Source organism: Kitasatospora cineracea, from assembly GCF_003751605.1.
Classification (GTDB): domain Bacteria; phylum Actinomycetota; class Actinomycetes; order Streptomycetales; family Streptomycetaceae; genus Kitasatospora; species Kitasatospora cineracea.
Genome location: NZ_RJVJ01000001.1, coordinates 4,974,310 through 4,995,496 on the forward strand (window position 1 = coordinate 4,974,310; position 21,187 = coordinate 4,995,496).

Here is a 21,187-nt window from a genome sequence, read left to right on the forward strand (position 1 = left end):
GATGACCGTCACCCCGCGATCGGGCAGTTACGCCTCCCGCCCCTCCCCGTCCGGCCTGGTGGACGTCGTGGACCTGATCCTGGACAAGGGCCTGGTCATCGACATCTACCTGCGGGTCTCGCTGGTCGGGATCGAACTGCTGACCATCGACGCCCGCATCGTGGTGGCGAGCGTGGACACCTACCTGCGCTTCGCCGAAGCGGTCAACCGGCTGGACATCACCCAGGACCGGAGCGAAGGACTGCCGGAGCTGGTGAACGACATGCAGGAGGGCGGCGCCCGGCACAAGACCCGCGGCGCGCTCGAAGGCGTGAAGGAGAAGGTGTCCGACCTGGTCGGCGGCGGCGAGGACGAGGAGGACGAGGAAGAACCCGAGGAGGAGCCCGAGCAGCGGCCCCGCCGCCGGGCCCGGCCGACCCGGAAGGAGCACGGACGATGAGCAGCGCCACCCCGTCCGACCGGGCCTGCTACGTCTACGGGATCGTCCCCGCGGACGCCCCCGGCCCGGACGAGGCCGACGGGTTCGTCGGCGTCGGCGACCCGCCGGAGCCGGTGCGCCGGGTGCGGCATGGCGACGTGGCCGCCCTGGTCAGCGAGATCGACCCCCGGCGCCCGCTCGGCACCCCCCAGGACCTGATCGGCCACGCCCGGGTGCTCGACGCGGTCGCGGCCGGGCGCACCGCCGTCCTGCCGTTCCGGTTCGGCGCGGTGGTCCGCGACCCGGCGGCCGTCACCGACGAACTGCTCGCCCCGCAGGGGGAGCGCTTCCGGTCCGCGCTGGAGGAACTGGCCGGGCTCGCCCAGTTCACCGTCCGCGGCACGTACCGCGAGGAGGCGGTGCTGCGCGAGATCGTCGAACAGCGGCCGGACATCGCCCGCCTGCGGGCGGAGACCGCGGCACTGCCCGAGGACGCCTCCCGTCCGCAGCGGATCCGGCTCGGCGAACTCGTCTCCGCGGAACTCGCCGACCGCGCCCGGGCCGGTGCCGACGAACTGCTCGCCCGGCTCGGCCCGCTCGCAGTGGCGACCGTCCGCGTCGACCCGTCCGCCGACCAGCCGGTCGGTGGCTCCTTCCTGGTGGCCGACGACCGGTGGCCGGAGTTCACCCGCGCCACGGACGAGCTCGGCGCCGACTGGGCGGGCCGGATCGACCTCCGGCTGCTCGGCCCGCTCGCCCCGTACGACTTCGCCGCGCAACTCGTCGACGCGCCGGGACCGCGGCCATGGGACTGATCACCGGCCTGCTCACCCTGCCGCTCGCCCCCGTCCGCGGCGTCGTCTGGGTGGCCGAACGGCTGCAGGAACAGGCCGAGCACGAGCTGAACGACCCGGCCGTCGTCCGCCGCCGGCTCCGGGAGGTCCAGGCCGCCCGGGAGGCGGGGACGATCAGCGAGCAGGAGGCCGCCGACCGGGAGGCCGAACTGGTCCGGCGGCTGCTGCCCCCGACCGGGGGCCTGGAGGTGTGAACCGTGCCCGAGCCCGCCGCACGCAAACCCCGCGACCGCACGACCCGCAGCCCGTCGTCCACCGCTGCGCCGCGCCGCCGCACCGCACGCGACCCCGAAGCCGAAGCCGAAGCCCGGCCCCGCCGCCGCCCCGCCGCCGACGACGACCGGGAACGCGAAGCTCCCCCCGGCGAGGACGAGGCGCCCGGAGACACCGGCCGGACGCGCTCCCGCGATTCCGGGTCCGACCGGTCCGACCGGGCGGAGGACGACGGGATCGGCGCCGCCGAGGCCGCCGGCCGGGCCGCCGCCCAGGTCCGGGCGATGACCGGGCGCAGCCCCGAAGGCGTCACCTCGGTGGAACGGACCGAGGACGGCTGGCGGATCGGCGTCGAGGTGGTGGAGAGCCACCGGATCCCCGACTCCACCGACATCCTGGCCCTCTACCAGGTGGACCTCGACCACGACGGGGACCTGCGCTCCTACCGCCGGGAGAGCCGCTACCACCGCGGACGCTTCCCCGACCAGGAGGACCCGCCGTGAACACCCCCACCCCGTGGCGCGGCACCGGCGAGGTCCCCGCCTACCCCGGCACCTCCGCCGCCCCGCAGCCCGCCAACCTGGCCGACCTGCTCGAACGCGTGCTGGACAAGGGCATCGTGATCGCCGGGGACATCCGGATCAACCTGCTGGACATCGAACTGCTCACGATCCGGATCCGGCTGCTGGTCGCCTCGGTCGACAAGGCCAGGGAGATGGGCATCGACTGGTGGGAGCACGACCCCACCCTCTCCTCCGGCGACCGCCGCCGGGACCTCGAAGCGGAGAACCGCCGACTGCGCGAACGCCTCGGCGCACTGGAGGCCGCCCGCTCGAAGGACACCGCCGACCCGGATTCGGAGCCGGATTCGGACCCGGACCCGGACGCCGACGCTGCCCCGGAGCCGGCGGACGAGCCACCGAAGAAGCGCCCGGCCCGGAAGGGCACCGGCACCCGGCGGCAGCGGGAGGCGCCGTGACCTACACCTGGCTGTACGCGGTCGCCCCCGCCGACACCGGAGCGCCCCCACCGGACACCCCCGGCGGCGTCGCCGGCGAACACCCCCGGACGGTCGGGGCCGGCAGCCTGCTCGCCGTCGTCGGATCGGTGCCCGACCCGGACTTCGACGCCGAAGCCCTGCAACGCCGCCTCCGCGACCCGCAGTGGCTCGAACCCGCGGTCCGCGCCCACCACCGGGTCGTCTCCGCCACCGCCGGCCGGGCCCTGCCGGTGCGCTTCGGCACGGTGTACCGCGACGACGACCGGGTCCGCGCCCTGCTGACGGCCCACGCCGACGCGTTCCGGACCGCCCTCGCCCGCGTCGCCGACCGCACCGAGTGGGGCGTGAAGGCCCACCTCGACAAGGCCCGCCTGGACGAGGCCCGCGCGAACGCGGACCCGGCCGCCGCCACCGGCACCGGCGGCCCGCCGGACGACGACCGGCCGGGCACCGCCTACCTGCTGCGCCGCCGGGCCGCCCGGGACCGGGACACCCGGGACCTGTCGGACGCCGCCGCCCGCGCCCGACAGGTCCACCTGGCCCTGACCGGCCTCGCCGACCACAGCACCGAGCACCCGCCGCAGCCCCCGGAGGCGACCGGCGTCCGCGACCCGATGCTGCTCAACGGCGCCTACCTGGTGCACCGTTCGCGGGAGGCCGGGTTCGCCCGCGCCGTCCGCGGCCTGCGGGAGCAGCACGCCCCCGTCCTGCGGCTGGAGCTCACCGGCCCCTGGCCCCCGTACTCCTTCGTCGACCTCCCGACCGGGGACGGCGCGCCGTGAGCACCCCGGACCGGTACCCGTCCCACCCGGAACCCGGCATCGAGCCCGACTCCGGACTGCGGCAGCGCAACGTCGCGCTGGTCGACCTGCTCGACCGGGTGCTGGCCGGCGGCGTGGTGATCGCGGGGGAGGTCACCCTCTCGATCGCGGACGTCGACCTGGTCCGGATCAGCCTGCGGGCCCTGATCGCCTCGGTCCGCTCCCTGGCCGCCGAACCGGCCGCCGAACCGGCCGCCGAACCGGCCGCCGAACGGGGGCGGGAACCGTGAGCGGACGGCCGCGCCGGGTGGAACTCGACCCCGAGGCGGTCGGGCAGGACCTCGCCGCGCTGGTCCTCGCGGTGGTCGAACTGCTCCGGCAGCTGATGGAGCGTCAGACGCTGCGCCGGATCGACCAGGGCGACCTCGACGACGAACAGGTCGAGAAGCTCGGCCTGACCCTGATGGCCCTGGAGGACCGGATGGCGGAACTCCGGGAGCACTTCGGCCTCACCCCCGAGGACCTGAACATCGACCTCGGCCCGCTCGGCCCGCTGCTCTCCACCGAGTGACGCCCGCGCCGGACGCCCCGAGCGGCGGGCCGCCGCCCAGGAGGCCCGCCCGAGGTTCAAGAGGTCCGCCCGAGGTTCAGGAGGCCCGCCCGAGGTTCCGGCGGGGGCGGGCGGCGGCCTTCAGCGCGTACTGCAGCTGGTCGCGCGTCATGGTGGACCGGTGCGGGACCCCGAGCGCGGCGGCCCGCCGGTAGAGCTCGGTCTTGCTGAGCGAGGCGAGGTCCTCCACCGCCTCCGCGGCCTCCTGCGCCCCGGCCCTCCCCGGCTTCGCGGCCCTCCCCGGCTTCGCGGCCCGCTTCGGCGCCGCGGCCCGTTCGGACGCCGCCCGGCCCCGGCCGCCGCCGCCCCCGCCGCCCCTGCGCCCGGTGCCGCCGCCCTTCGCGCGGGCCTCGTCGAGGCTGCGGCGCAGGACGTCCATCAGCTCGGTCGCTTCGGTGGCCTCGGGTTCGGCCCCGGCGGACAGGGTGATCTCCCGGCCGTCGGCCTTCGCCTCGACGAGCGCCCTGACCCGTTCCTCGTAGCTGTCGTGGTAGTCGTCCGGGTGCCAGTCCACGGCGAGCATGCCGATCAGCTGCTCGGCGGTGGTGAGTTCGGTCCGGTTGAAGTCCTTCCGCCGGGCGGGTAGATCGGGGACCTCCTGCTGCGGGTCGCGCAGTTCGTCGGCCCAGTGCATGGTGTGCAGCTCGAGGAGCCCGTCGGCCGAGTCGACCGCGGTCAGGTACTCCCTGCCGCGCATCGAGAACACGGCGATCCCGGCCCGGTGGGAGTGGACCAGCGCCTCGACCAGGAGCTGGTAGACCTTCGCGGCCGTCGGGTCGGCGGGGCCGAGGTAGTAGGTCTTGTCGAAGAAGACCGGATCGATCTCCGCGAGGTCGGCGAAACCGCTGATCTCGATGGTCCGGGACCGCCCGGGGGAGATCTCCTCCAGCTCGGCGGGCTCCACCACCACGTACTGCCCCTCGGCGAGTTCGTAGCCCTTGACGATGTCGTCGAACGGCACCTCCTCGCCGGTGCGCTCGTTCACCCGCCGCTGCCGCACCCGGTCGGTGGTGCCGCGCTGCAACTGGTGGAAGCGCACCGTGTGGGACTCGGTCGCCGGGTACAGCGCCACCGGCAGGCTCACCAGCCCGAACGTCAGCGTTCCCTTCCACACCGGCTTGGCCATCGTGCTCACCTTCCTCCGCCGACCCCGGTCCGCGGCCGTGCCGCCCGGGGCCGTCCCGTTCCTGCCGCGCGGCTGCCCGGTCCGGGCCCGGCCCACACCCCGGGCCGGGCGGCCGCGGTGGCAGTGTCGGCGCGGATCCGGACCGAGCAAGCACGGTGAGCACCAGCAGCCGGTACAGCGGCGCGGTCTCGTCGCGCAGCGCGGAGACGGTCGCCCGAGTCGTCATCCCGATCCACCTCGCCTTCCCCCGCACCCCCTCACCACCGTGGACGCCCCGTCCCGCCCCCGCCACCCCGCACGGACCGGGCCGCGGTCGGCGCCGCCCGGAAGAGCGGGCCTGGACCGGCCCCGCGGCGTCCCGCCTTCGACCGAGTGAATGATTTTCACCTCCCGCGCCGTCAACACACAGCGCAGCAGCGGCCGTTGTCGGATCCGGTGCACCAGGATGCGCCGTGACCGCCCGCGCAGCGGGCCTTCCTGATTCCAGAAACGGCTGGGTGTATGCGATCAAGAATCCGTGGCCGGGTGCGGACCTGGGCCACCGTCGGCGCCGCGCTCGCGGTCGTGGCCGGTACGGCTGCCGCCGCGCCTCCGAGGAACGCCGACGGCGGCCTCCCGCCCGAGATCACCGCGATCATGAACAAGCCCGCGTACCGGAACGCGCAGTGGGGCCTGCTGGAGGTCGACCCCGCGAACGGGCGGGTCGTTCACTCCCAGTACCCCGACCAGTTCTTCATGCCGGGGTCGACCGTCAAGGTGATCACCATCTCCGGCGCCTGGCACGCCCTCGGCCCGGACCGCCGCTTCACCACGCCGGTCCACGCGATCGGCCGGCTCGACGGTTCGACCCTCACCGGGAACCTGGCGCTCGTCGCGCAGGGCGACCTCACCATGGGCGGCCGGACCAAGCCGGACGGGTCGGTCGACTTCACCCCCATCGACCACACCTACGCCGACGACATCCCCGGCGCGACCCTCACCCCGGAGGACCCGCTCGCCGGCCTGGACCAGATCGCCCGCCAGGTCCGGGACGCGGGCATCACCAGGGTCGACGGCGACGTCGTCATCGACGCCCGGCTGTTCACGCCCCCGCCGATCAGCCCCCAGCCGACGCCCCTGATCGTCAACGACAACGTCATCGATCTGCTGAGCACCCCGACCTCCCCCGGGCAGCCCGCCCAGCTGACCTGGCGCCCGCAGGTCGCGCCGTACCACGTCACCTCCGACGTCCGGACGGTGGAGGCCGGCGGCGCCACCGACATCCAGGTCTCCACGTCCCCCGACGGCACCGGCATCTCGCTCACCGGGACGATCGCCGCGGACTCCGCGCCCACCCTGAAGATCTCCCAGGTGAAGGACCCCAACGCGTTCGGGCGCACCGCCCTGATCGAGGCCCTCGGCCGCGCCGGGGTCACCGTCACCGCCCCGCCGACCGGGCCCAACCCGGACGGCGCGCTGCCCGCCGACTACGACGGCGACCCGCAGGTGGCCGCCTACGTCTCACCGCCGTACCGCGACTACGCCAAGCTGATCCTGAACGTTAGCCACAACCTCGGCGCCAACCTGGCCCTGTGCAACATCGCCACCCTGCAGGGCAGCACGAACTGCTTCGACGGCTTCCCCGTCATCCGCGACTTCCTCGCCAACACGGCGCAGCTCGACCCGACGCAGTTCCAGATGGCGGACGGCCGCGGCGACGTGCCCGTCGACCGCGTCACCCCCGCCGGGCTCAACCAGCTGCTCGCGTACTGGCTGCGCACCCCCGACGCGGACGCCTTCCGCACCTCGCTGCCGATCCTGGGCGTCTCCGGCACCGGCGCGCTCTACTGCACCAGTGACGACTGCCCGGCCAAGGGCAAGGTCTTCGCGAAGCCCGGCACCATCATCGGCTTCGACGAGCTGAACCAGCAGCTCGCCGTGAACGCGCAGACCTACGCGGGCTACCTGGAGGCGGAGGACGGCCACCTCTTCACCTTCTTCGTCGGCGTCAACGGCGCGGCGGCCCCCGACATCCAGGGGTTCTTCGACGTCAACGACGACGTCGACCAGATCGCCGTCATCCTCCAGCAGGAGGCGTGCGCGGAACACCGCAACGGCCACCGCGCCTGACCCCGCCACTGCGCGGGCGGTCGGACCCTCCCCGACCGCCCGCGCAGTCGTGCCGCCCCGGGACACCGGCGGCCCGCCTGCCGGAGCACGCCGGGCGCCGTTCGGCGGGCGGGCGGCGTTCCCGCAGGTCAGGGCGGTCTTATCGCCGGTGAAAACCGTCATCGGTGCAGCCTTTGCCAAGGTGCGCGGCGGTGCGCTTCACTTCCCCGCGTCGAACGAGCGGGACGGGGAGGGCAGGGCCATGGGTGCGGAGCACGACCACGGGCACGGCGAGCGGGACGGGGCCGACCGGCACGACCACGGCCACGGCGGCCACGGCCATGGCGGCCACGGCCACGACGGGCACGCGCACGGGGTGGCGGCCGACGCCGACCGGCGCTGGCTGGCCGCCGCGCTCGCGCTGATCTGCGGCTACATGGCGGTGGAGGTGTCGATCGGCCTGGCCGTCGGCTCGCTGGCGCTGCTGTCGGACGCGGCGCACATGCTGACCGACGCGGCGTCGATCGTGCTGGCCCTGGTGGCGATGCGGCTGGCGGCCCGGCCGGCCCGGGGCGGGTTCACCTTCGGGCTCAAGCGGGCGGAGATCCTCTCCGCCCAGGCCAACGGGCTGACGCTGATCCTGCTGGCGGCCTGGCTGACGTACGAGGCGGTGGAGCGGCTGATCAGCCCGCCGGCGGTGTCCGGTGCGCCGGTGCTGTTCACGGCGCTGGCGGGCATCGCGGTGAACGTCGCCGCGGCCTGGTGCCTCTCCCGGGCCAACCGCACCTCGCTGAACGTCGAGGGCGCCTACCAGCACGTCCTGAACGACCTGTTCGGGTTCGTCGCCACCGCCGTGGCCGGCCTGGTGGTGCTGACCACCGGCTTCGCCCGGGCCGACGCGATCGTCTCGCTGGTGGTCGTGGTGCTGATGGTCAAGGCCGGGTGCGGGCTGCTCAAGGAGTCCGGCCGGATCTTCCTGGAGGCCGCCCCGGCCGGCGTCGACCCCGACGCGATCGGCGACGCCATGGTCGCCCGGCCCGGCGTCGTCGAGGTCCACGACCTGCACGTCTGGCAGATCACCTCCGGCCAGACCGCGCTGGCCGCGCACGTCCTGGTCGCGCCCGAGCGCGACTGCCACGCGGTGCGCGAGGACCTCGAACGCGAACTCGCCGCCCGCGACGGCATCACCCACACCACCCTCCAGGTCGACCACGCCGCCGCCGAACTGCTCACCGTCGGTGCCGCCGCCCCGAGCCACCCGGACGGCCACTGCGCCGAACCGCACGGCGCCGTCCACCGCGAGGAACCCCACGCCCACTGAACCGGCCCGCCCGCCCGCGCGTGCGCCGGTCCGTGCCCACCCGTGCCACGCAGGGTGAGCGCCCGCGCCGGACCGTGCGCCGCCCCAACACGCTGACGGACCGTCACATTCCGCTCTACCAGCGGGTTTTACTCGCCGTTGAATCTCCGGAAAACCGGTACGCGGTGACGGTCCGTACGTAAGCTGGAACGGACGGAACGGCGGCCGGATCGGGCGGACGCCGGGGGAGGCGGCGATGACCGGGCGGCGGACGACGCGGGGCGGACGCCTCGCCGTCCTGCTGGCCGCCCTCCTCGCCGCCGTGCTCACCGTCCTCACCGCCGGGCCGTCGGCCGCCCAGGCCCAGACCCGGACACCCCGACCGCCGGCCTCCGCCGCCGCGGAGGAACACCTGGAGGGCGCCCCCCACCAGGAGACCCCGGCCCCCGCCGGCCGCTCCGCCGGCCGGCACCGGGCGAACGGCGGCCCGCCCGCCCGTCCCCCCGCCCGGTCCGGCGGCGCCACCGCCCCCGACGCCCCGCCCGCCCCCGCGCACCCCGCCCCGACGACCGCCGACGGTCCCAGACCGGCCGCGCTCGCGCGCCTCCAGGTGTTCCGCTGCTGAGCGGCCCCGCGAGCCGACGGCCGCGGTCCGCGCACCGGCACCCCCCGACACCCGGGGCCGCCCGGTCACTGTGACGCCCCGTCGGCACGCTCCGCTGCCCACCGACAGCACCCCCGTCCGGCCCGCGCCGGACGGGCGGAAGGAGACACCGATGCGACCGTCCCCGCCCCACCCCGCCCGCGCCCTCCCGCCCGGAGAGGCCCGAGCCCTGTGAACACCACCCCGAACCCCGGCCGCGCCCCCGGCCGCGACCCGCTCCCCGACCTCGACCCCGGCCGCGCCGCCGCCCTGCGCGGGGCCCTCGCGCACTGGCGGCAGGACCTGCCCGCCTCGCTGGTGGTCTTCCTGGTGGCCGTCCCGCTGTGCGTGGGCGTCGCCGTCGCCTCCGGCGTGCCCGCCGAACGCGGGCTGGTCACCGGCATCGTCGGCGGCCTGGTGGTCGGCCTGCTGCCCGGCAGCAGCCTCCAGGTCAGCGGCCCGGCCGCCGGTCTGACCGTCCTCGTGTTCGACGCGGTCCAGCGCTTCGGACTCGGCTCGCTCGGCGTGCTGGTGCTGGCCGCCGGGCTGCTCCAGATCGCCATGGGGCTGCTGCGCACCGGCCGCTGGTTCCGGGCGATCTCGCTCTCGGTGGTGCACGGCATGCTGGCCGCCATCGGCCTGATCCTGATCCTCGGCCAGCTCTACGCCGTCTCCGGGCGCACCGCCCCCGGCAGCGGCGCCGGGAAGATCGGCGCCCTGCCCGCGCTGGCCGCCGACTGGTTCACCGGCCGGGCCGCCACCACCGCACTGGTCATGGCGGCCGCCACCGTCGCCCTGCTCACGCTGTGGCGGCGGCTGCCCGCCCCCGTCCGGGCCGTGCCCGCCCCGCTGGCCGCCGTGGCCCTCGCCGCCGCGGCCACCGCGCTGTTCGGCCTGGACGTGCCGAGGGTCCGGGTGGACGGCCTGTTCGAGGCCGTCGCGCTCCCCACCGGCGACGGCCTCGCCGCGGTCGCGGGCACCGCCGGGCTCGGCACCGTCCTCGCCTTCGCCCTGATCGCCTCCGCCGAGAGCCTGTTCAGCGCCGCCGCCGTCGACCGGATGCACCACGGGCCGCGCACCGACTACGACCGCGAACTCACCGCCCAGGGCATCGGCAACACCCTGTGCGGCCTGCTCGGCGCGCTCCCGATGACCGCCGTCATCGTCCGCAGCGCCGCCAACGTCCAGGCCGGGGCCCGCACCAGGACCTCCCGGGTCCTGCACGGGCTGTGGCTGCTGCTGTTCGCGGCCCTGCTGCCCGCCGTCCTCGGGCTGATCCCGCTCGCCGTGCTCGGCGGCGTGCTGGTCCACGCCGGGGCCAAGCTCGTCCCGCTGCGCCCGGCCGCCGCCCTGTGGCGCGGCCACCGCGGCGAACTCGCGGTCCTCGCCGTCACCACCACCGCGATCGTCCTCACCACCCTCTTCGAGGGCGTCCTGATCGGCGTCGCCCTCGCCGTCGCCAAGAGCGCCTGGCAGACCTCCCACCTGCACATCGACCTCGCCGACACCGGCCCCGGCGGCCCGCTGAAGGTCCGCCTCAGCGGGAACGCCACCTTCCTGCGCCTGCCCCGCCTGCTCGACACCCTCGAATCCCTCCCCACCGGCCGCCCCGTCGAACTCGACTGGACCGCGCTGCGCCACCTCGACCACGCCTGCCGCACCGCCCTGCTCACCTGGGCCGCCCGCCACGCCGCCCACGACCCCACCACCGTCAGCTGGCAACCCCCGCTCACCGTCACCACCTGACCCGCACCACGGCGCGGCGCCGGGAACCGGCGCCGCGCCGTGGTGGAGGTTGCCCGACGCGGCACTAGAAGCGGCGCCAGCGGGCGGAGGCGAAGGAGAAGACGCCGTACAGGACCAGGCCGGCGGCCACTGCGACCAGCAGCCACGGGCCCGGGGCGCCGGCGGCGAAGGCGCGCAGGGTGTCGTCCATGCCCTTGGCCCGGCCCGGGTCGAAGCGGACGGCCGCCACCACCACGAACACCCCGGCGGCGGCGTAGACGGCGCCGCGGGCCACGTTGCCGGACAGGCCGGTGCCGGTCACGGCGGTGCGGGTGCGCGGGTGCATCGACGCGGTGTCGAGCTTGCGCAGGAAGCGCCGCTGGAGGGCGCGGACGGCGATGACCGCGCCGACGGCGGCCAGCACCAGGCCCGCGGCGCCCACCAGCCAGCGGCCGCCGGGGCGGGCCAGCGCGGTGGCGGTCCAGTCCCGGGAGGCGGAGTCGCTGTCGGACCCGCCGCCGGAGCCCGCCGCGTACGCGGCCGTCCCCCAGGCCACCGAGGCGTAGAAGACGGCCCGGCCCGCCGACAGCACCCGGGACCCCGTCTTCTTCCGGCCGGCCTCGCCGAACACCGCCGCCGACGCCCGCCACAGGGCCATCCCCGCGAAGCCCGCGGCCAGCGCCCACAGCAGCACCGCGCCGAACGGCCGCACCGCCACCTGGTGCAGGGCCCCCTGCCGGTCGGCGTCCTCCCCGCCGGACCCGAACGCGATCCGCAGGGCCAGCACGCCGACCAGGGCGTAGACCACGCCCCGGGCCACGAAACCGGCCCGGCCCGCGGCCCTGGTGACCCGGTCCAGCCGGGAGTGGTCGGATCCGTTCGCTGCCATGCCGTCCTCCTCTGTTCTTTCTTTCTTCTGGCTGTTCGCGGGCCGGTTCAGCTGAGGGGGCGGGCGCGGGTGACGAGGTTGCCGAGGGCGACGTAGACGACGGCGGGCAGGCCGTAGTCGAGCAGGACCTGCCCGGTGTGGTGGGACACGGTGAACAGGCCGCGGGCCCAGCCCGACAGCCAGTCGGCGACGCTGTGGAACCAGTGCACGAGGGGGTTGTCCTGATTGGCCCCGAAGAGGTCCAGCAGGATCCAGATGACCAGGATGGCCGCGGCGGCGTGCGCCAGTGCGGATATGACCGAGGTTGTCCGTCTCATGGGCGTCGCCTTGCCCGCCGGGGCCTTCACAAACCGGTTGTCTTCCAAGGGAGTTCGCGCAACGGGGGGCCCGGCGGCGGCCCGGCCGGACGAATCCGGAGGAACCCGCATGCACCGCCCGGAACGGGGCATGCGGCGGGTCGTCCGAGAACTGACGCACCGCCACCACCTGGAGGTCCTCCCGTGGTTCCCCTTCTGCTGGTCCTGCTGCTCACCCTGCTGCTGTTCGGCGCCGGATTCGCCCTGAAGGCCCTGTGGTGGGTGGGCCTGTTCGTGCTCGTGGTGTGGCTGCTCGGGTTCGTCTCCCGCGGCACCACGGCGGCCGGCGGCCGCGGCCGCTGGTACCGCTGGTAGCGCCACCGCCACCACCGCCCGCCGGGGCGGGCACCCCGACGGGGTGCCCGCCCCGGCGCGTTCCGCGTCCCGCGGGGCCACGGCGGCCAGCGGGGCCGACGCGCTCCGCGGTGCCGACGCGTGGAGCCGACCCCGGGTCAGAGGAAGTGCCGGATCGGGGCGGTGGCCGCCTCCCGCATCCGCCGGACCGGGCCGCGCCGGTGCCAGCGCTCCGGGACGACGGCCTCGCTGCGCGCCAGGTCCTCCTCGAAGTGCCGGTCCAGGACGGCGGTGAACCCCGCGTCGACCACGGCCAGCACCACCTCCTCGTCGTGGTCCAGCGAACGGCGGTTGAAGTTCGCGGAGCCGACCACGGCCGCCGCCCCGTCCACGGTCAGCACCTTGGCGTGCATCATCGTCGGCCCGTACCGCCAGACCGTGGCCCCGGCGGCGCCCAGCCGGCCGAAGTGGCGCTCGCCCGCCAGCTGGCACACCCGCTTGTCGGTGTGCCGCCCGGGCACCAGCAGGTCGACCGCGACGCCCCGGCGGGCCGCCTCGCAGAGCAGGTCGACGAAGTAGTCGTCGGGCGCGAAGTAGGCGGTCGCCAGGCGCAGCCGCCGTTCGGCGGAGGAGATCACCACCCGCATCAGGGTCTGCAGGTCCTGCCAGCCGACGGCGGCCGAGCCCCGCACCACCTGCACCACCGAGTCGCCCGGCTGCTCGTGCTCCTCGAACCGGTCCGTCGCGTCGTACAGGGTGCCGGGGGCGCACTCGGCCCAGTTCTGCGCGAAGGCCGCGGCGATGCCGTCGACGGCGGGCCCGACCACCCGGACGTGGGTGTCGCGCCACTCGCCCGGGTTCCGGGCGTCGCCGCACCACTCCTCGGCGATGCCGACGCCGCCGGTGAACGCCGTCCGGCCGTCCACCACCAGGACCTTGCGGTGGCAGCGGTGGTTCTGCTTGAAGGGCGACAGCCGCACCGGCCGGCGGAACCAGGAGATCCGGACGCCCGCCCCCTCCATCAGGTCGACCAGCTCCGGTTCGATCAGCCGGCTGCCGAACCCGTCCAGCAGCAGCCGCACCCGGACGCCCTGCGCGGCCTTGCGGGCCAGGGCACGGGCGAAGGTCCGGGCGATGTCGCCGCGCCAGTAGACGAACGTCATCAGGTCGACGGTCCGCCGGGCCCCGTCGACGGCCTCCAGCATCGCGGGGAAGATCTCGTCACCGTTGCGCAGCGGGGTCAGCAGGTTGCCCTCGGTCGCGGCGATGCCCAGCAGCCCCTCCAGTCGGCGGCGCAGCACCCGGCCGCGGTCCGCCGCGGCGGACGCGGGGGCCGGAGCCGCAGCCGGTACCGCAACGGGTATCGCGGCGGGCACGGGTGCGGGTTCGGGGGCGGTCTCGGTGGTCATGGGTCCCTCCGTCCGGGGCCGGTGGCAGTGGCGGGCGCTCGGTTACCCGCTGCGCCGTGATCGACGCCTGCCACCCGGGTGGGATGAAAACCGCGGACCGGGGGACACGGGTGCCATGACGAGGACACAGGGGCGGACGGCGCCGCTCGGCGTGCTGGCGGCGGTGGCCGGGCAGGGGACGGTGCTGGTGGCCGCCGGGCTGCTGGTCACCCACCCGCCGGGCGGCTGGTGGGACCCGGCCGAGGACGGCCTGGTCGCCCGGCTGGCCGAGCACCGCACCGCCGCCCTGACCACGGTCAGCAGCTGGCTGTCCGGGCTGGCCTTCACCCCGGCGATCGTGGCGGTGACGGCGGCCGTCGCGCTCCTGCTGCTGCTCCGGCACCAGCCCCGCCCGGCGGCGCTGCTCGCGGGCGCGGTGGCGCTCCAGGCGGCACTGTTCGTGACCGCCGCCCACCTGGTGGACCGGGCCCGGCCCGACGTCGTCCGGCTGGACGGCGCGCTGCCCACCTCCAGCTTCCCGTCCGGGCACGTCGGGGCGGCCACCGCGCTGTACGGCGGCCTCGGCCTGCTCGCGCTGCACCGGCTCCGGGGCCGGTGGCGGATCCTGCTGTGCGCCCTGGCGTGGACGGTGCCGCTGCTGGTGGCGGCCAGCCGGCTCTACCGCGGCATGCACCACCCCACCGACGTGCTGGCCGGTGCGCTCAACGGCGCGGCCGCCCTGTGGGTGGTCGCCCGCGCCCTGCCCGCCCGCACCCACCGGGCCCCGGCCGCCCCCGCCGCCGCGTCCCCCGCCGTCCCGCTCCCGGTCGCCCTGGTCTACAACCCGGTCACGGTGGACGACGCCCTGCTGGAACGGCTCTGCGCCGTGCTGGCCGCACACGGCCACCGGCCGCCCCGCCGCCTGCCGGGCGCGGCGGAGGACAGCGGCCGGGCCGCCGCCGAACGGGCCCTCGCCGACGGCGCCCGACTGGTGGCGGCCTGCGGCGGCGACGGCACCGTGACGGCCTGCGCCGAAGCCCTGTCCGGCACCGGCGCGACCCTCGCGGTCGTCCCCTGCGGCACCGGCAACCTGCTGGCCCGCAACCTCGGCCTGCCCACCGACCCCGAGGCCGCGCTGGCGGCCGCCCTGACCGGCCGCACCCGCCGGATCGACCTGATGCGGGCCGAGGGCGACGGCCTGCCCGCCCGGGCCGCCGCGACGATGGCCGGCATGGGGCTGGACGCCGCCGTGATGTCCGACACCGGCCGCGCCCTGAAGCGCCGCCTCGGCTGGCCCGCGTACCTGGTCGCCGGGGCCCGGCACCTGGGCGACCGGCGCTTCGCCCTCACCGTCGCCGTGGACGGCGCCGAACCGGTGCACCGGCAGGTGCGGGCCGCCGTCGTCGGCAACGTCGGCACCCTCCAGGGCGGCGTCCGGCTGCTGCCCGCCGCCGTGCCCGACGACGGACGGCTCGACCTGGTCCTGGTCCAGCCGCACGGCCCGCGCGGCTGGGGGCAGGCCCTGCTGGCCCTGCTCACCGGCAACCGCCGCCCCGGCCCGGACGCACCCCTGGAACACTTCCCCGGCCGCCGGATCACCCTGACCGCCGACCGCGCCCACCCGCGCCAGTGCGACGGCGACCCGGTCGGCGAGGGCCGCACCCTCACCCTGACCGTCCGCCCGGCCGCCCTGCGGGTCCGCGTCCCCGCCGGACCGGCCGAACAGCCCGAGCCGATCGATCGGCCCGAGCCGGTCGAACGGACCGAACGGACCGAACAGCCCGAGCCGGCCGGGCAGCACGACCGGCCCGGCCGGGCCGCCGTCCGGCGGGAGGTGGCCTGATGGGTACGGCCCGCCGGGTCAGGCCCGGCCGGGAGCACCTGTCCGCGGACGAGGCCGTGGTGGTCCTGCGCCGGCGGCCCTGGTGGCCGCTGGCTCGGGACGCCTTCCTGCGGTTCCGGTACGCGGACGGGTTCAGCCACGCCCGGGCCCTGGCGTTCCAGGTCGTGCTGGCGCTGGTGCCGTTCGCGCTGGCCGTGGTCGGGCTGGCGTCCTCGCTGCACGGCGGCCCGGTCGGACAACTGGTCGCGGCGAGCATCCAGCGGATGGTCCCGGCGTCCAGCGCCGACCTGGTGCGCGAGGTGCTCGACCGCAGCCGCCACCGCACCGGCGGCACCCTCGCGCTGTGGTTCGGCGCGCTGTTCGCGCTGGTCAACCTGGTCACCGCGATGTCCCAGATCGAACGCGGCGCGAACCGGATCTACGGGATCGAGCGGGACCGGCCGTTCGAGCGCAAGTACGGGCGGAGCCTGCTGATGGCGGCGGGCGCCGGCCTGCCGCTGGGCGTCGGCTTCCTGGTGCTGGTGGCCGGGCCGCAGGTCGCGGCGGCCGCCGACGAGGTGTTCGGGCTGGGCCCCGGCACCGCCGCGGCCTGGACCCTGCTGCGCTGGCCCGTCGGCGTGCTGCTCACCCTCGCGGCGGCCGCCGTGATCTTCCGGCGGGCCCCGCGCCGCCGCCAGCCCGGCTACAGCTGGCTGGCGTTCGGCGCGGGCGTCCACCTGGTGCTCTGGCTGGCCGCGACCTGGCTGCTGAGCCTCTACCTGCGCCTGAGCGGCTCCTTCGACGCCGTCTACGGGCCGCTCAGCGCCGTGTTCTCGCTGCTGGTCTGGGCGTACCTGACCGCGATCGCGCTGTTCCTCGGCCTGTCCTTCGCCGCCCAGCTGGAGGCCGACCGCACCGGACGGCCCGACCCGGTCCTGCCCGACCCCCTGGCCCCCGGCCCCTCCGCCCCCGGCCGCCCGGCCCCCGACCACACGCCGCCGACCGCGCCGACCGCGCCGGCCGCCCCGAGCACCGGCCCCGAGAGGACGCAGCAGTGACCCGCAGCCCCGCCCACCGCCGTCCCGCCCGGCTCCGCCCCGTGCCCCGCGCCGCGCTGCGCACCGCCGACCTGCGGCTGGGCGAGCGCCTGCTCGCCGCCGTCGCCGCGTTCGCGGTGGCCGCGGTGCCGGCCGCGCTGCTGCTGGTGCTGATCGAGGCCCACTGGGCGCCGCTGCACCGGCTCGACGCGGGCGCGGCGGCCCGGCTGCACACCGCCGTGCGCGACCACCCGGCCGCACTGTCGGTGCTGCGCACCCTCAGCAACGGGGTGTGGGACCCGCTGACGATGCGGCTGCTGGTCGCGGCGGCCGTCGCCTGGCTGCTGTGGCGGCGGGCCTGGCGGCTGGCGGTGTGGGCGGCCGCCACCACCGCCGCCTCGGGGCTGATCGGCTGGGCGGTCAAGGCCGCCGTCGCCCGGGCCCGCCCGGCGCTGCCCGACCCGGTCGCGCACGCCCCCGGCTTCTCGTTCCCGTCCGGGCACGCGATGACCGCCGCCACCTGCTGCACCGTGCTGCTGCTGGTGCTCTCCCCGGCGCTGCGCCCGGCGTGGCGGCGCACCGCCCGGGCGGTGGCCGGGCTGAGCGTGCTGGGCGTGGGGTTCACCCGGGTCGCGCTCGGGGTGCACTGGGTCAGTGACGTGCTCGGCGGGTGGCTGCTCGGCCTGGCCCTGGTCGCCGCCACCGCCTGGGCGTTCGAGGGCTGGCGGCGCGACACCGGCCGTCCCGTCCCGCCGCCGCTCGCACAGGGGCTGGAGCCCGAACTCGCCCCGCACGGCCCGGCGCGGCCCGAGGAGTGAGCGCGGCGCGCGGGGCCTCAGCCGTCCGGGCGGAGGGCGCCGACGGCGGCGTCGACGGTGTCGTGCCGGGGCAGCAGCCGGTCCACCCCGGTCATGGTGAGCAGCCGGCCGACGTCGGCGCCGGTGCCGACCAGGGCGAGCGAGGTGCCGGCCTCCCGGGTGCGGCGGAACGCGAAGAGCAGTTCGGCCACGCCGAGGGAGTCGCAGAACCTCAGCAGCGCCAGGTCCAGGACCAGCGGCAGTGACTCGGCGGTGCGCTCCACGGCCCGGTGCAGGCGCGGCGCGGTGTGGTAGTCGAGCTCGCCCGCGAGCACGACGACGGTCGCCCCCACGGGATGGGTGCGGACCTCGATGGTCAGGTCGTACTCGGGCACGGGGGCTCCGTACGGTGCGGGGTGGGCTTGCGGGTGGAGGGAGGGGAGCGGCGGGGGCCGGCGCGGGCGCGCGGTCAGTGCAGCCGGGCGACGAGCAGCGCCACGTCGTCGGTCTGCGCCCGGGCGAACGAGGACAGCAGCAGGTCGCCCGCCCGGTCCAGCTCCGGCGGGGCGTCGGCGAAGGCCTCCCGCAGGGCGTCCAGACCGGTCTGGAGGTGCTCGCCGGGCACCTCGATCAGGCCGTCGGTGACCAGCAGCAGGGTCGTGCCGGGCTCCACGGCGCACGTGACCGGCGGCGGCTGCGGGACGTTCAGGCCCAGCAGGATGCCGTGGTCGGTCAGGTAGTGGGCGGAGCCGTCCGGGAGCCGCAGCAGCGGCGGCAGGTGGCCGGCGTTGGCGACCTCGATGCTGCGCCGGTCCGGGGCGATCAGCACCAGGCACACCGTCGCGGTCAGGCCGGGGCGCAGCCGGGTCAGCAGGGTGTCCAGCCGGTGCAGCAGGGTCTGCGGGTCGTGGCCCTCGATGGCGTAGGCGCGCAGCGCGTGGCGCAGCTCGCCCATCGCCATCGCGGCCTCCAGCGAGTGGCCGGCCACGTCGCCGATCGCCAGCAGCAGGCCGGCCGGGGTGTCGATGGCCTCGTAGAAGTCGCCGCCGATCTCGCTGCGCGCGGAGGCCGGCTCGTACCGCACGGCGAGCTCGACGCCCGGCACGGCGGGCAGCCGGCCGGGCAGGAAGCTGCGCTGCAGGGTGAGCGCGAGGGCGTGCTCCTCGGCCTGGCTGCGCTGGGCCTCCAGGGCGAGCGCGGCGGCCTGGGTGAGCTGGGGGAGCAGGCCGCGCTCGTCGGGGGCGGCGACCGCGTCCCGGTCGGCGACCACGGCGAGCAGCGGCCGGCCGGGTTTGGTGCGGGCGACCACCAGCGCGACCGGGCCGGCCGGGAGCCCCGCGCCGTCCAGGCCGTGGTCGGCCAGCACGGCGCGCCACGCGTCGGCGTCCAGTAGGGCGGTGTCGGTGCCGGTGGCGTCGCCCAGGGTCTGGTGGGCGATCACGTCGAGCAGGACGGGCGGGGCCGCCAGCAGCCGCACCGCGCCGTCGCCGGGGTGCGCCGGGTCGTGGTGGGCCAGGTGCAGGGTGTCGCGGTCCGGCCCGAGGGCGATCGCGGTCGCCCGGGCCGCGCCCAGCCGCACCGCGCCGAGCACCGCCGCGGTGACCAGGGCGTCCGGGTCGGTGGCGCCGTACAGGGCGAGGGTGCTGCGGTGCAGGGCGGCCACCCGGGCGGCCAGCCGCTCGGCCCGCCGGCGGGCCCGGGTGTAGCGCAGCACGGCGGTGACGGTGGCCTGCAGCTCGGCCGAGTCGATCGGCTCGGTCAGGTACGCGTCGGCGCCGCGGTGCAGGCCCTGGGTGCGGTCGCTGGCCTCGATCGCGGTGGCGGAGATGTGGACGACCGGCAGCGCCGCGGTGCGCGGCCCGCGCTTGATCCGCTCGCACACCTCGAAGCCGGTCATGTCGGGCAGGCTGATGTCCACCACGGCGATCTCGGGCAGCTCGGGGGTGGGGGTGCGCTCCAGCAGCGCGAGGGCCTGGGTGCCGTCGACCGCCTCGACGACGGTGTGCCCGGAGCGGCGCAGCCAGCTCCCGACGATGTACCGGGTGGTGTCGTTGTCGTCGAGCACCAGGACGGTGGCGGGTCCGGCGTCGGGGCTGGTGCTGGTCACGATCCGTCCTGGGGCGGGAGCGGCCGCCGCGGCGCGGCGGGCCGGGGGGCGGACAGGGCGGCGGCGATCCGGGCGGCGGTCAGGCCGGACTTGGGCAGCACGGCGCGGGCGTGCGCCAGGCGGGCGCGGTCGGCGGTGCCGAGCGAGGCGGAGGTCAGGATCACCACCGGGATCTCCCGCAGGGCGGGGTCGGCCCGCAGGTCGGCGAGGACCCGGTAGCCGTCGACCTCGCCCAGGTGCAGGTCCAGCACGATCCCGTCCGGCCGGGCGGCCCGGACCGCGCTGAGCGCGGCCGCGCCGTCGTGGGTCTCCACCACCCGGTCGGAGATCTCGTGCAGCAGCGGGCGCAGCACGTCCCGGAACACCGGGTCGTCGTCGACGGCCACCAGCACCGCCCACCGGGCGCCGGTCGGCGGCGCGGGGTGCGCGGGCAGCCGGACGGTGATCGCGGTGCCCCGCCCGGGAGCGCTGTCCAGGTGCAGCGTGCCGCCGAGGATCTCGGCCAGCCGGCGGGCGTACGGCAGGCCCAGTCCGGTGCCGCGGCGCCCGCGCTGGTGCGGGCCCTTCACCTGGTAGAACTCCTCGAAGACCCGTTCGTGCTGGTCGGGCGGGATGCCGACCCCGGTGTCGGTGACGGTCAGCACCAGGACCGGGCCGCCTCCCGGGGCCTGCTCGATCCGGGTGTCCAGCCGCACCGACCCGTGCTCGGTGAACTTCAGCGCGTTGGACAGCAGGTTGCGCAGGATCCGCACCAGCATCGTCTCGTCGCCGAGCAGCGGCTCCGCGCCGGCCGGCGCCGGACCGATCCGCAGCGCCACGCCGGGACGGGCCAGGCCGCGCAGCGTGCCGTCCAGGTGCGCCAGGACGGCGCGCAGGTCCAGCGCCGCCCACTGCGGATCGAGGGTGCCGGACTCCGCCTTCGCCACGTCCAGCAGCTCGTCCACCAGGGCGAGCAGGGTGCGGCCGGAGTCGGCGATCAGCGACAGCTGCCGGGCCCGCTCCTCGGGCGGGGCGTCGGTGTCGGTGCGCAGCAGCTCGGCCAGGCCCACCACCGCGTTGACGGGCGTGCGCAGCTCGTGGCTGACGTTCGCCCAGAACCTGCTCTTGGCCTCGCTGGCCTCGCGCAACTGCCGTGACTTCTCGTCGAGTTCGGCGTACAGGGCGACCACGCCCCGGTTGGTCTCCTCCAGTTCCTCCGACAGCTCCGAGTACAGCGCCAGGACACCCCGGTTGGTCTCCTCCAACTCGCTGTTCAGGCGGCGCAGTTCCTCGCGCTGGGCGCGGGTCTGCTCCAGTGCGGCTATCAGGTCGCGGGTCTGCGCCCGGGAGTCCTCCAGGGCGCTGGGGCCGGTGTGCTCGGCGAGCAGGCGGCGGGCCCGGTCGACCGGGTCCGGGTCCGGGGCGGGCCCGAGCCGCTGCTCGATCCGGACCAGGCCGCCGGCCCCGGTGTGCTCGTGGTGGGTGGACAGCAGTCGGCCGGACGCCTCCAGCGCCTCCGCCGACAGCCGGTGCCCGCCCCGCCAGGTCAGGGTGACCCGCAGGGCGTCCGGCAGCCCCGGCCGGAGGTCGAACACGGCGGCCAGCCGGTCGGCGCCGAGCAGGCCGCGGCCGAGTTCGCTCAGCGCGGTGGCCAGCCGGACGGCGTCCTGGCCGTCCGCGCCGAGCAGGTCGGCGACGGCCCGGGCGCTGCGGCGCAGCGCGAAGGTGTCCTGGACGGTGCCCACGGACGCGTTGCCCAGGTGCACGGGCGGCTGCGGTG

23 protein-coding genes are annotated in these 21,187 nt (G+C 76.4%); 16 read left to right on the plus strand and 7 right to left on the minus strand.

The features are described from left to right. Position 1: 1 nt before the first annotated feature. The 8 genes from gvpJ to EDD39_RS22620 are packed head-to-tail and all read left to right on the plus strand — an operon-like array spanning position 2 to position 3,817. Complete coding sequence (gene gvpJ / locus EDD39_RS22585; protein WP_123558724.1) at positions 2 to 439, plus strand: gas vesicle protein GvpJ; 438 nt, start codon at positions 2 to 4, stop codon at positions 437 to 439. After that, the gene (locus EDD39_RS22590) at positions 436 to 1,233 is read left to right on the plus strand and encodes a GvpL/GvpF family gas vesicle protein (RefSeq protein ID WP_123558726.1); all 798 of its coding nucleotides are present in this window, start codon (positions 436 to 438) and stop codon (positions 1,231 to 1,233) included. The genes gvpJ and EDD39_RS22590 overlap by 4 nt, the downstream gene beginning before the upstream one ends. Continuing rightward, positions 1,224 to 1,466 carry a c-type cytochrome biogenesis protein CcmI gene (gene ccmI / locus EDD39_RS22595; RefSeq protein WP_123558728.1) on the plus strand — a complete coding sequence of 81 codons (243 nt, stop codon included), beginning with the start codon at positions 1,224 to 1,226 and terminating at the stop codon, positions 1,464 to 1,466. Before EDD39_RS22590 ends, ccmI begins: the two co-directional genes overlap by 10 nt. 3 nt (positions 1,467 to 1,469) lie before the next feature. Further along, entirely contained in the window at positions 1,470 to 1,988 is a 519-nt protein-coding gene (gene gvpO / locus EDD39_RS22600) for a gas vesicle protein GvpO (protein ID WP_123558730.1), read from the plus strand. After that, on the plus strand, positions 1,985 to 2,464 hold the full coding sequence (locus EDD39_RS22605) for a gas vesicle protein (RefSeq protein ID WP_123558732.1): 480 nt from the start codon (positions 1,985 to 1,987) through the stop codon (positions 2,462 to 2,464). Before gvpO ends, EDD39_RS22605 begins: the two co-directional genes overlap by 4 nt. Continuing rightward, positions 2,461 to 3,267, plus strand: coding sequence for a GvpL/GvpF family gas vesicle protein (locus EDD39_RS22610; RefSeq protein WP_208765564.1), 807 nt, complete (start codon positions 2,461 to 2,463; stop codon positions 3,265 to 3,267). Before EDD39_RS22605 ends, EDD39_RS22610 begins: the two co-directional genes overlap by 4 nt. After that, entirely contained in the window at positions 3,264 to 3,536 is a 273-nt protein-coding gene (locus tag EDD39_RS22615; RefSeq protein WP_425269718.1) for a gas vesicle protein, read from the plus strand. The genes EDD39_RS22610 and EDD39_RS22615 overlap by 4 nt, the downstream gene beginning before the upstream one ends. Continuing rightward, positions 3,533 to 3,817, plus strand: a complete 285-nt coding sequence (locus EDD39_RS22620) for a gas vesicle protein K (protein ID WP_123558734.1) — start codon at positions 3,533 to 3,535, stop codon at positions 3,815 to 3,817. The genes EDD39_RS22615 and EDD39_RS22620 overlap by 4 nt, the downstream gene beginning before the upstream one ends. A gap of 76 nt (positions 3,818 to 3,893) precedes the next feature. On the opposite strand, the gene ku is transcribed toward EDD39_RS22620, so the two are convergent. Beyond that, positions 3,894 to 4,982: a non-homologous end joining protein Ku gene (gene ku, locus EDD39_RS22625; protein WP_123558736.1), complete on the minus strand. Its 1,089-nt coding sequence runs from the start codon at positions 4,980 to 4,982 to the stop codon at positions 3,894 to 3,896. A 525-nt stretch (positions 4,983 to 5,507) separates the two neighbouring features. On the opposite strand from ku, the gene dacB reads away from it, so the two are divergent. The 4 genes from dacB to EDD39_RS22645 all read left to right on the plus strand — a co-directional run bounded on the left by dacB (position 5,508) and on the right by EDD39_RS22645 (position 10,759). Further along, positions 5,508 to 7,091 carry a D-alanyl-D-alanine carboxypeptidase/D-alanyl-D-alanine endopeptidase gene (dacB, locus tag EDD39_RS22630; protein WP_244256921.1) on the plus strand — a complete coding sequence of 528 codons (1,584 nt, stop codon included), beginning with the start codon at positions 5,508 to 5,510 and terminating at the stop codon, positions 7,089 to 7,091. A 241-nt stretch (positions 7,092 to 7,332) separates the two neighbouring features. After that, positions 7,333 to 8,391, plus strand: a complete 1,059-nt coding sequence (locus EDD39_RS22635; protein ID WP_123558740.1) for a cation diffusion facilitator family transporter — start codon at positions 7,333 to 7,335, stop codon at positions 8,389 to 8,391. 235 nt (positions 8,392 to 8,626) lie between these two features. Then, a complete protein-coding gene (locus EDD39_RS22640) occupies positions 8,627 to 8,995 on the plus strand; it encodes a hypothetical protein (RefSeq protein WP_123558742.1) in 369 nt (122 codons plus the stop codon). 288 nt (positions 8,996 to 9,283) lie between these two features. Continuing rightward, positions 9,284 to 10,759, plus strand: coding sequence for a SulP family inorganic anion transporter (locus EDD39_RS22645; protein WP_208765642.1), 1,476 nt, complete (start codon positions 9,284 to 9,286; stop codon positions 10,757 to 10,759). Positions 10,760 to 10,823: 64 nt separating this feature from the next. On the opposite strand, the gene EDD39_RS22650 is transcribed toward EDD39_RS22645, so the two are convergent. Next, positions 10,824 to 11,627, minus strand: a complete 804-nt coding sequence (locus EDD39_RS22650) for a DUF1206 domain-containing protein (RefSeq protein WP_123558746.1) — start codon at positions 11,625 to 11,627, stop codon at positions 10,824 to 10,826. Positions 11,628 to 11,674: 47 nt separating this feature from the next. After that, positions 11,675 to 11,944 carry a hypothetical protein gene (locus EDD39_RS22655; RefSeq protein ID WP_123560755.1) on the minus strand — a complete coding sequence of 90 codons (270 nt, stop codon included), beginning with the start codon at positions 11,942 to 11,944 and terminating at the stop codon, positions 11,675 to 11,677. 183 nt (positions 11,945 to 12,127) lie between these two features. Between EDD39_RS22655 and EDD39_RS22660 the strand changes: the two genes are divergently transcribed. Continuing rightward, on the plus strand, positions 12,128 to 12,298 hold the full coding sequence (locus EDD39_RS22660) for a hydrophobic protein (RefSeq protein WP_123558748.1): 171 nt from the start codon (positions 12,128 to 12,130) through the stop codon (positions 12,296 to 12,298). Between the two features lie 137 nt (positions 12,299 to 12,435). Here the strand turns inward: EDD39_RS22660 and EDD39_RS22665 are convergent, their stop codons facing one another. Beyond that, positions 12,436 to 13,686, minus strand: a complete 1,251-nt coding sequence (locus EDD39_RS22665; RefSeq protein ID WP_123558750.1) for a phospholipase D-like domain-containing protein — start codon at positions 13,684 to 13,686, stop codon at positions 12,436 to 12,438. 115 nt (positions 13,687 to 13,801) lie between these two features. Here EDD39_RS22665 and EDD39_RS22670 point away from each other — a divergent pair, with 115 nt between their 5' ends. From EDD39_RS22670 to EDD39_RS22680, 3 genes are read left to right on the plus strand one after another with little or no spacing between them, the layout of a single operon-like run. Beyond that, the gene (locus EDD39_RS22670) at positions 13,802 to 15,508 is read left to right on the plus strand and encodes a bifunctional phosphatase PAP2/diacylglycerol kinase family protein (protein WP_162870082.1); all 1,707 of its coding nucleotides are present in this window, start codon (positions 13,802 to 13,804) and stop codon (positions 15,506 to 15,508) included. Beyond that, positions 15,508 to 16,545, plus strand: a complete 1,038-nt coding sequence (locus EDD39_RS22675) for a YihY/virulence factor BrkB family protein (protein ID WP_123558754.1) — start codon at positions 15,508 to 15,510, stop codon at positions 16,543 to 16,545. Before EDD39_RS22670 ends, EDD39_RS22675 begins: the two co-directional genes overlap by 1 nt. Before the next feature lie 41 nt (positions 16,546 to 16,586). Continuing rightward, the gene (locus tag EDD39_RS22680; RefSeq protein WP_123560757.1) at positions 16,587 to 17,342 is read left to right on the plus strand and encodes a phosphatase PAP2 family protein; all 756 of its coding nucleotides are present in this window, start codon (positions 16,587 to 16,589) and stop codon (positions 17,340 to 17,342) included. Positions 17,343 to 17,359: 17 nt separating this feature from the next. On the opposite strand, the gene EDD39_RS39735 is transcribed toward EDD39_RS22680, so the two are convergent. From EDD39_RS39735 to EDD39_RS22695, 3 genes are all read right to left on the minus strand, one after another. Beyond that, positions 17,360 to 17,716, minus strand: a complete 357-nt coding sequence (locus EDD39_RS39735) for an STAS domain-containing protein (protein WP_162870083.1) — start codon at positions 17,714 to 17,716, stop codon at positions 17,360 to 17,362. A gap of 74 nt (positions 17,717 to 17,790) precedes the next feature. Continuing rightward, positions 17,791 to 19,431, minus strand: coding sequence for a SpoIIE family protein phosphatase (locus tag EDD39_RS22690; protein WP_425269757.1), 1,641 nt, complete (start codon positions 19,429 to 19,431; stop codon positions 17,791 to 17,793). Further along, positions 19,425 to 21,173, minus strand: coding sequence for an ATP-binding response regulator (locus EDD39_RS22695; RefSeq protein WP_162870212.1), 1,749 nt, complete (start codon positions 21,171 to 21,173; stop codon positions 19,425 to 19,427). Before EDD39_RS22695 ends, EDD39_RS22690 begins: the two co-directional genes overlap by 7 nt. Positions 21,174 to 21,187: the final 14 nt, after the last annotated feature.

Coding starts and splice junctions, on each gene's coding strand:
- gvpJ (WP_123558724.1), top strand. CDS start 2: ATGACCGTCACCCCGCGATCGGGCAGTTACGCCTCCCGCCCCTCCCCG.
- EDD39_RS22590 (WP_123558726.1), top strand. CDS start 436: ATGAGCAGCGCCACCCCGTCCGACCGGGCCTGCTACGTCTACGGGATC.
- ccmI (WP_123558728.1), top strand. CDS start 1,224: ATGGGACTGATCACCGGCCTGCTCACCCTGCCGCTCGCCCCCGTCCGC.
- ku (WP_123558736.1), bottom strand. CDS start 4,982: ATGGCCAAGCCGGTGTGGAAGGGAACGCTGACGTTCGGGCTGGTGAGC.
- EDD39_RS22635 (WP_123558740.1), top strand. CDS start 7,333: ATGGGTGCGGAGCACGACCACGGGCACGGCGAGCGGGACGGGGCCGAC.
- EDD39_RS22640 (WP_123558742.1), top strand. CDS start 8,627: ATGACCGGGCGGCGGACGACGCGGGGCGGACGCCTCGCCGTCCTGCTG.
- EDD39_RS22650 (WP_123558746.1), bottom strand. CDS start 11,627: ATGGCAGCGAACGGATCCGACCACTCCCGGCTGGACCGGGTCACCAGG.
- EDD39_RS22655 (WP_123560755.1), bottom strand. CDS start 11,944: ATGAGACGGACAACCTCGGTCATATCCGCACTGGCGCACGCCGCCGCG.
- EDD39_RS22665 (WP_123558750.1), bottom strand. CDS start 13,686: ATGACCACCGAGACCGCCCCCGAACCCGCACCCGTGCCCGCCGCGATA.
- EDD39_RS22670 (WP_162870082.1), top strand. CDS start 13,802: ATGACGAGGACACAGGGGCGGACGGCGCCGCTCGGCGTGCTGGCGGCG.
- EDD39_RS22675 (WP_123558754.1), top strand. CDS start 15,508: ATGGGTACGGCCCGCCGGGTCAGGCCCGGCCGGGAGCACCTGTCCGCG.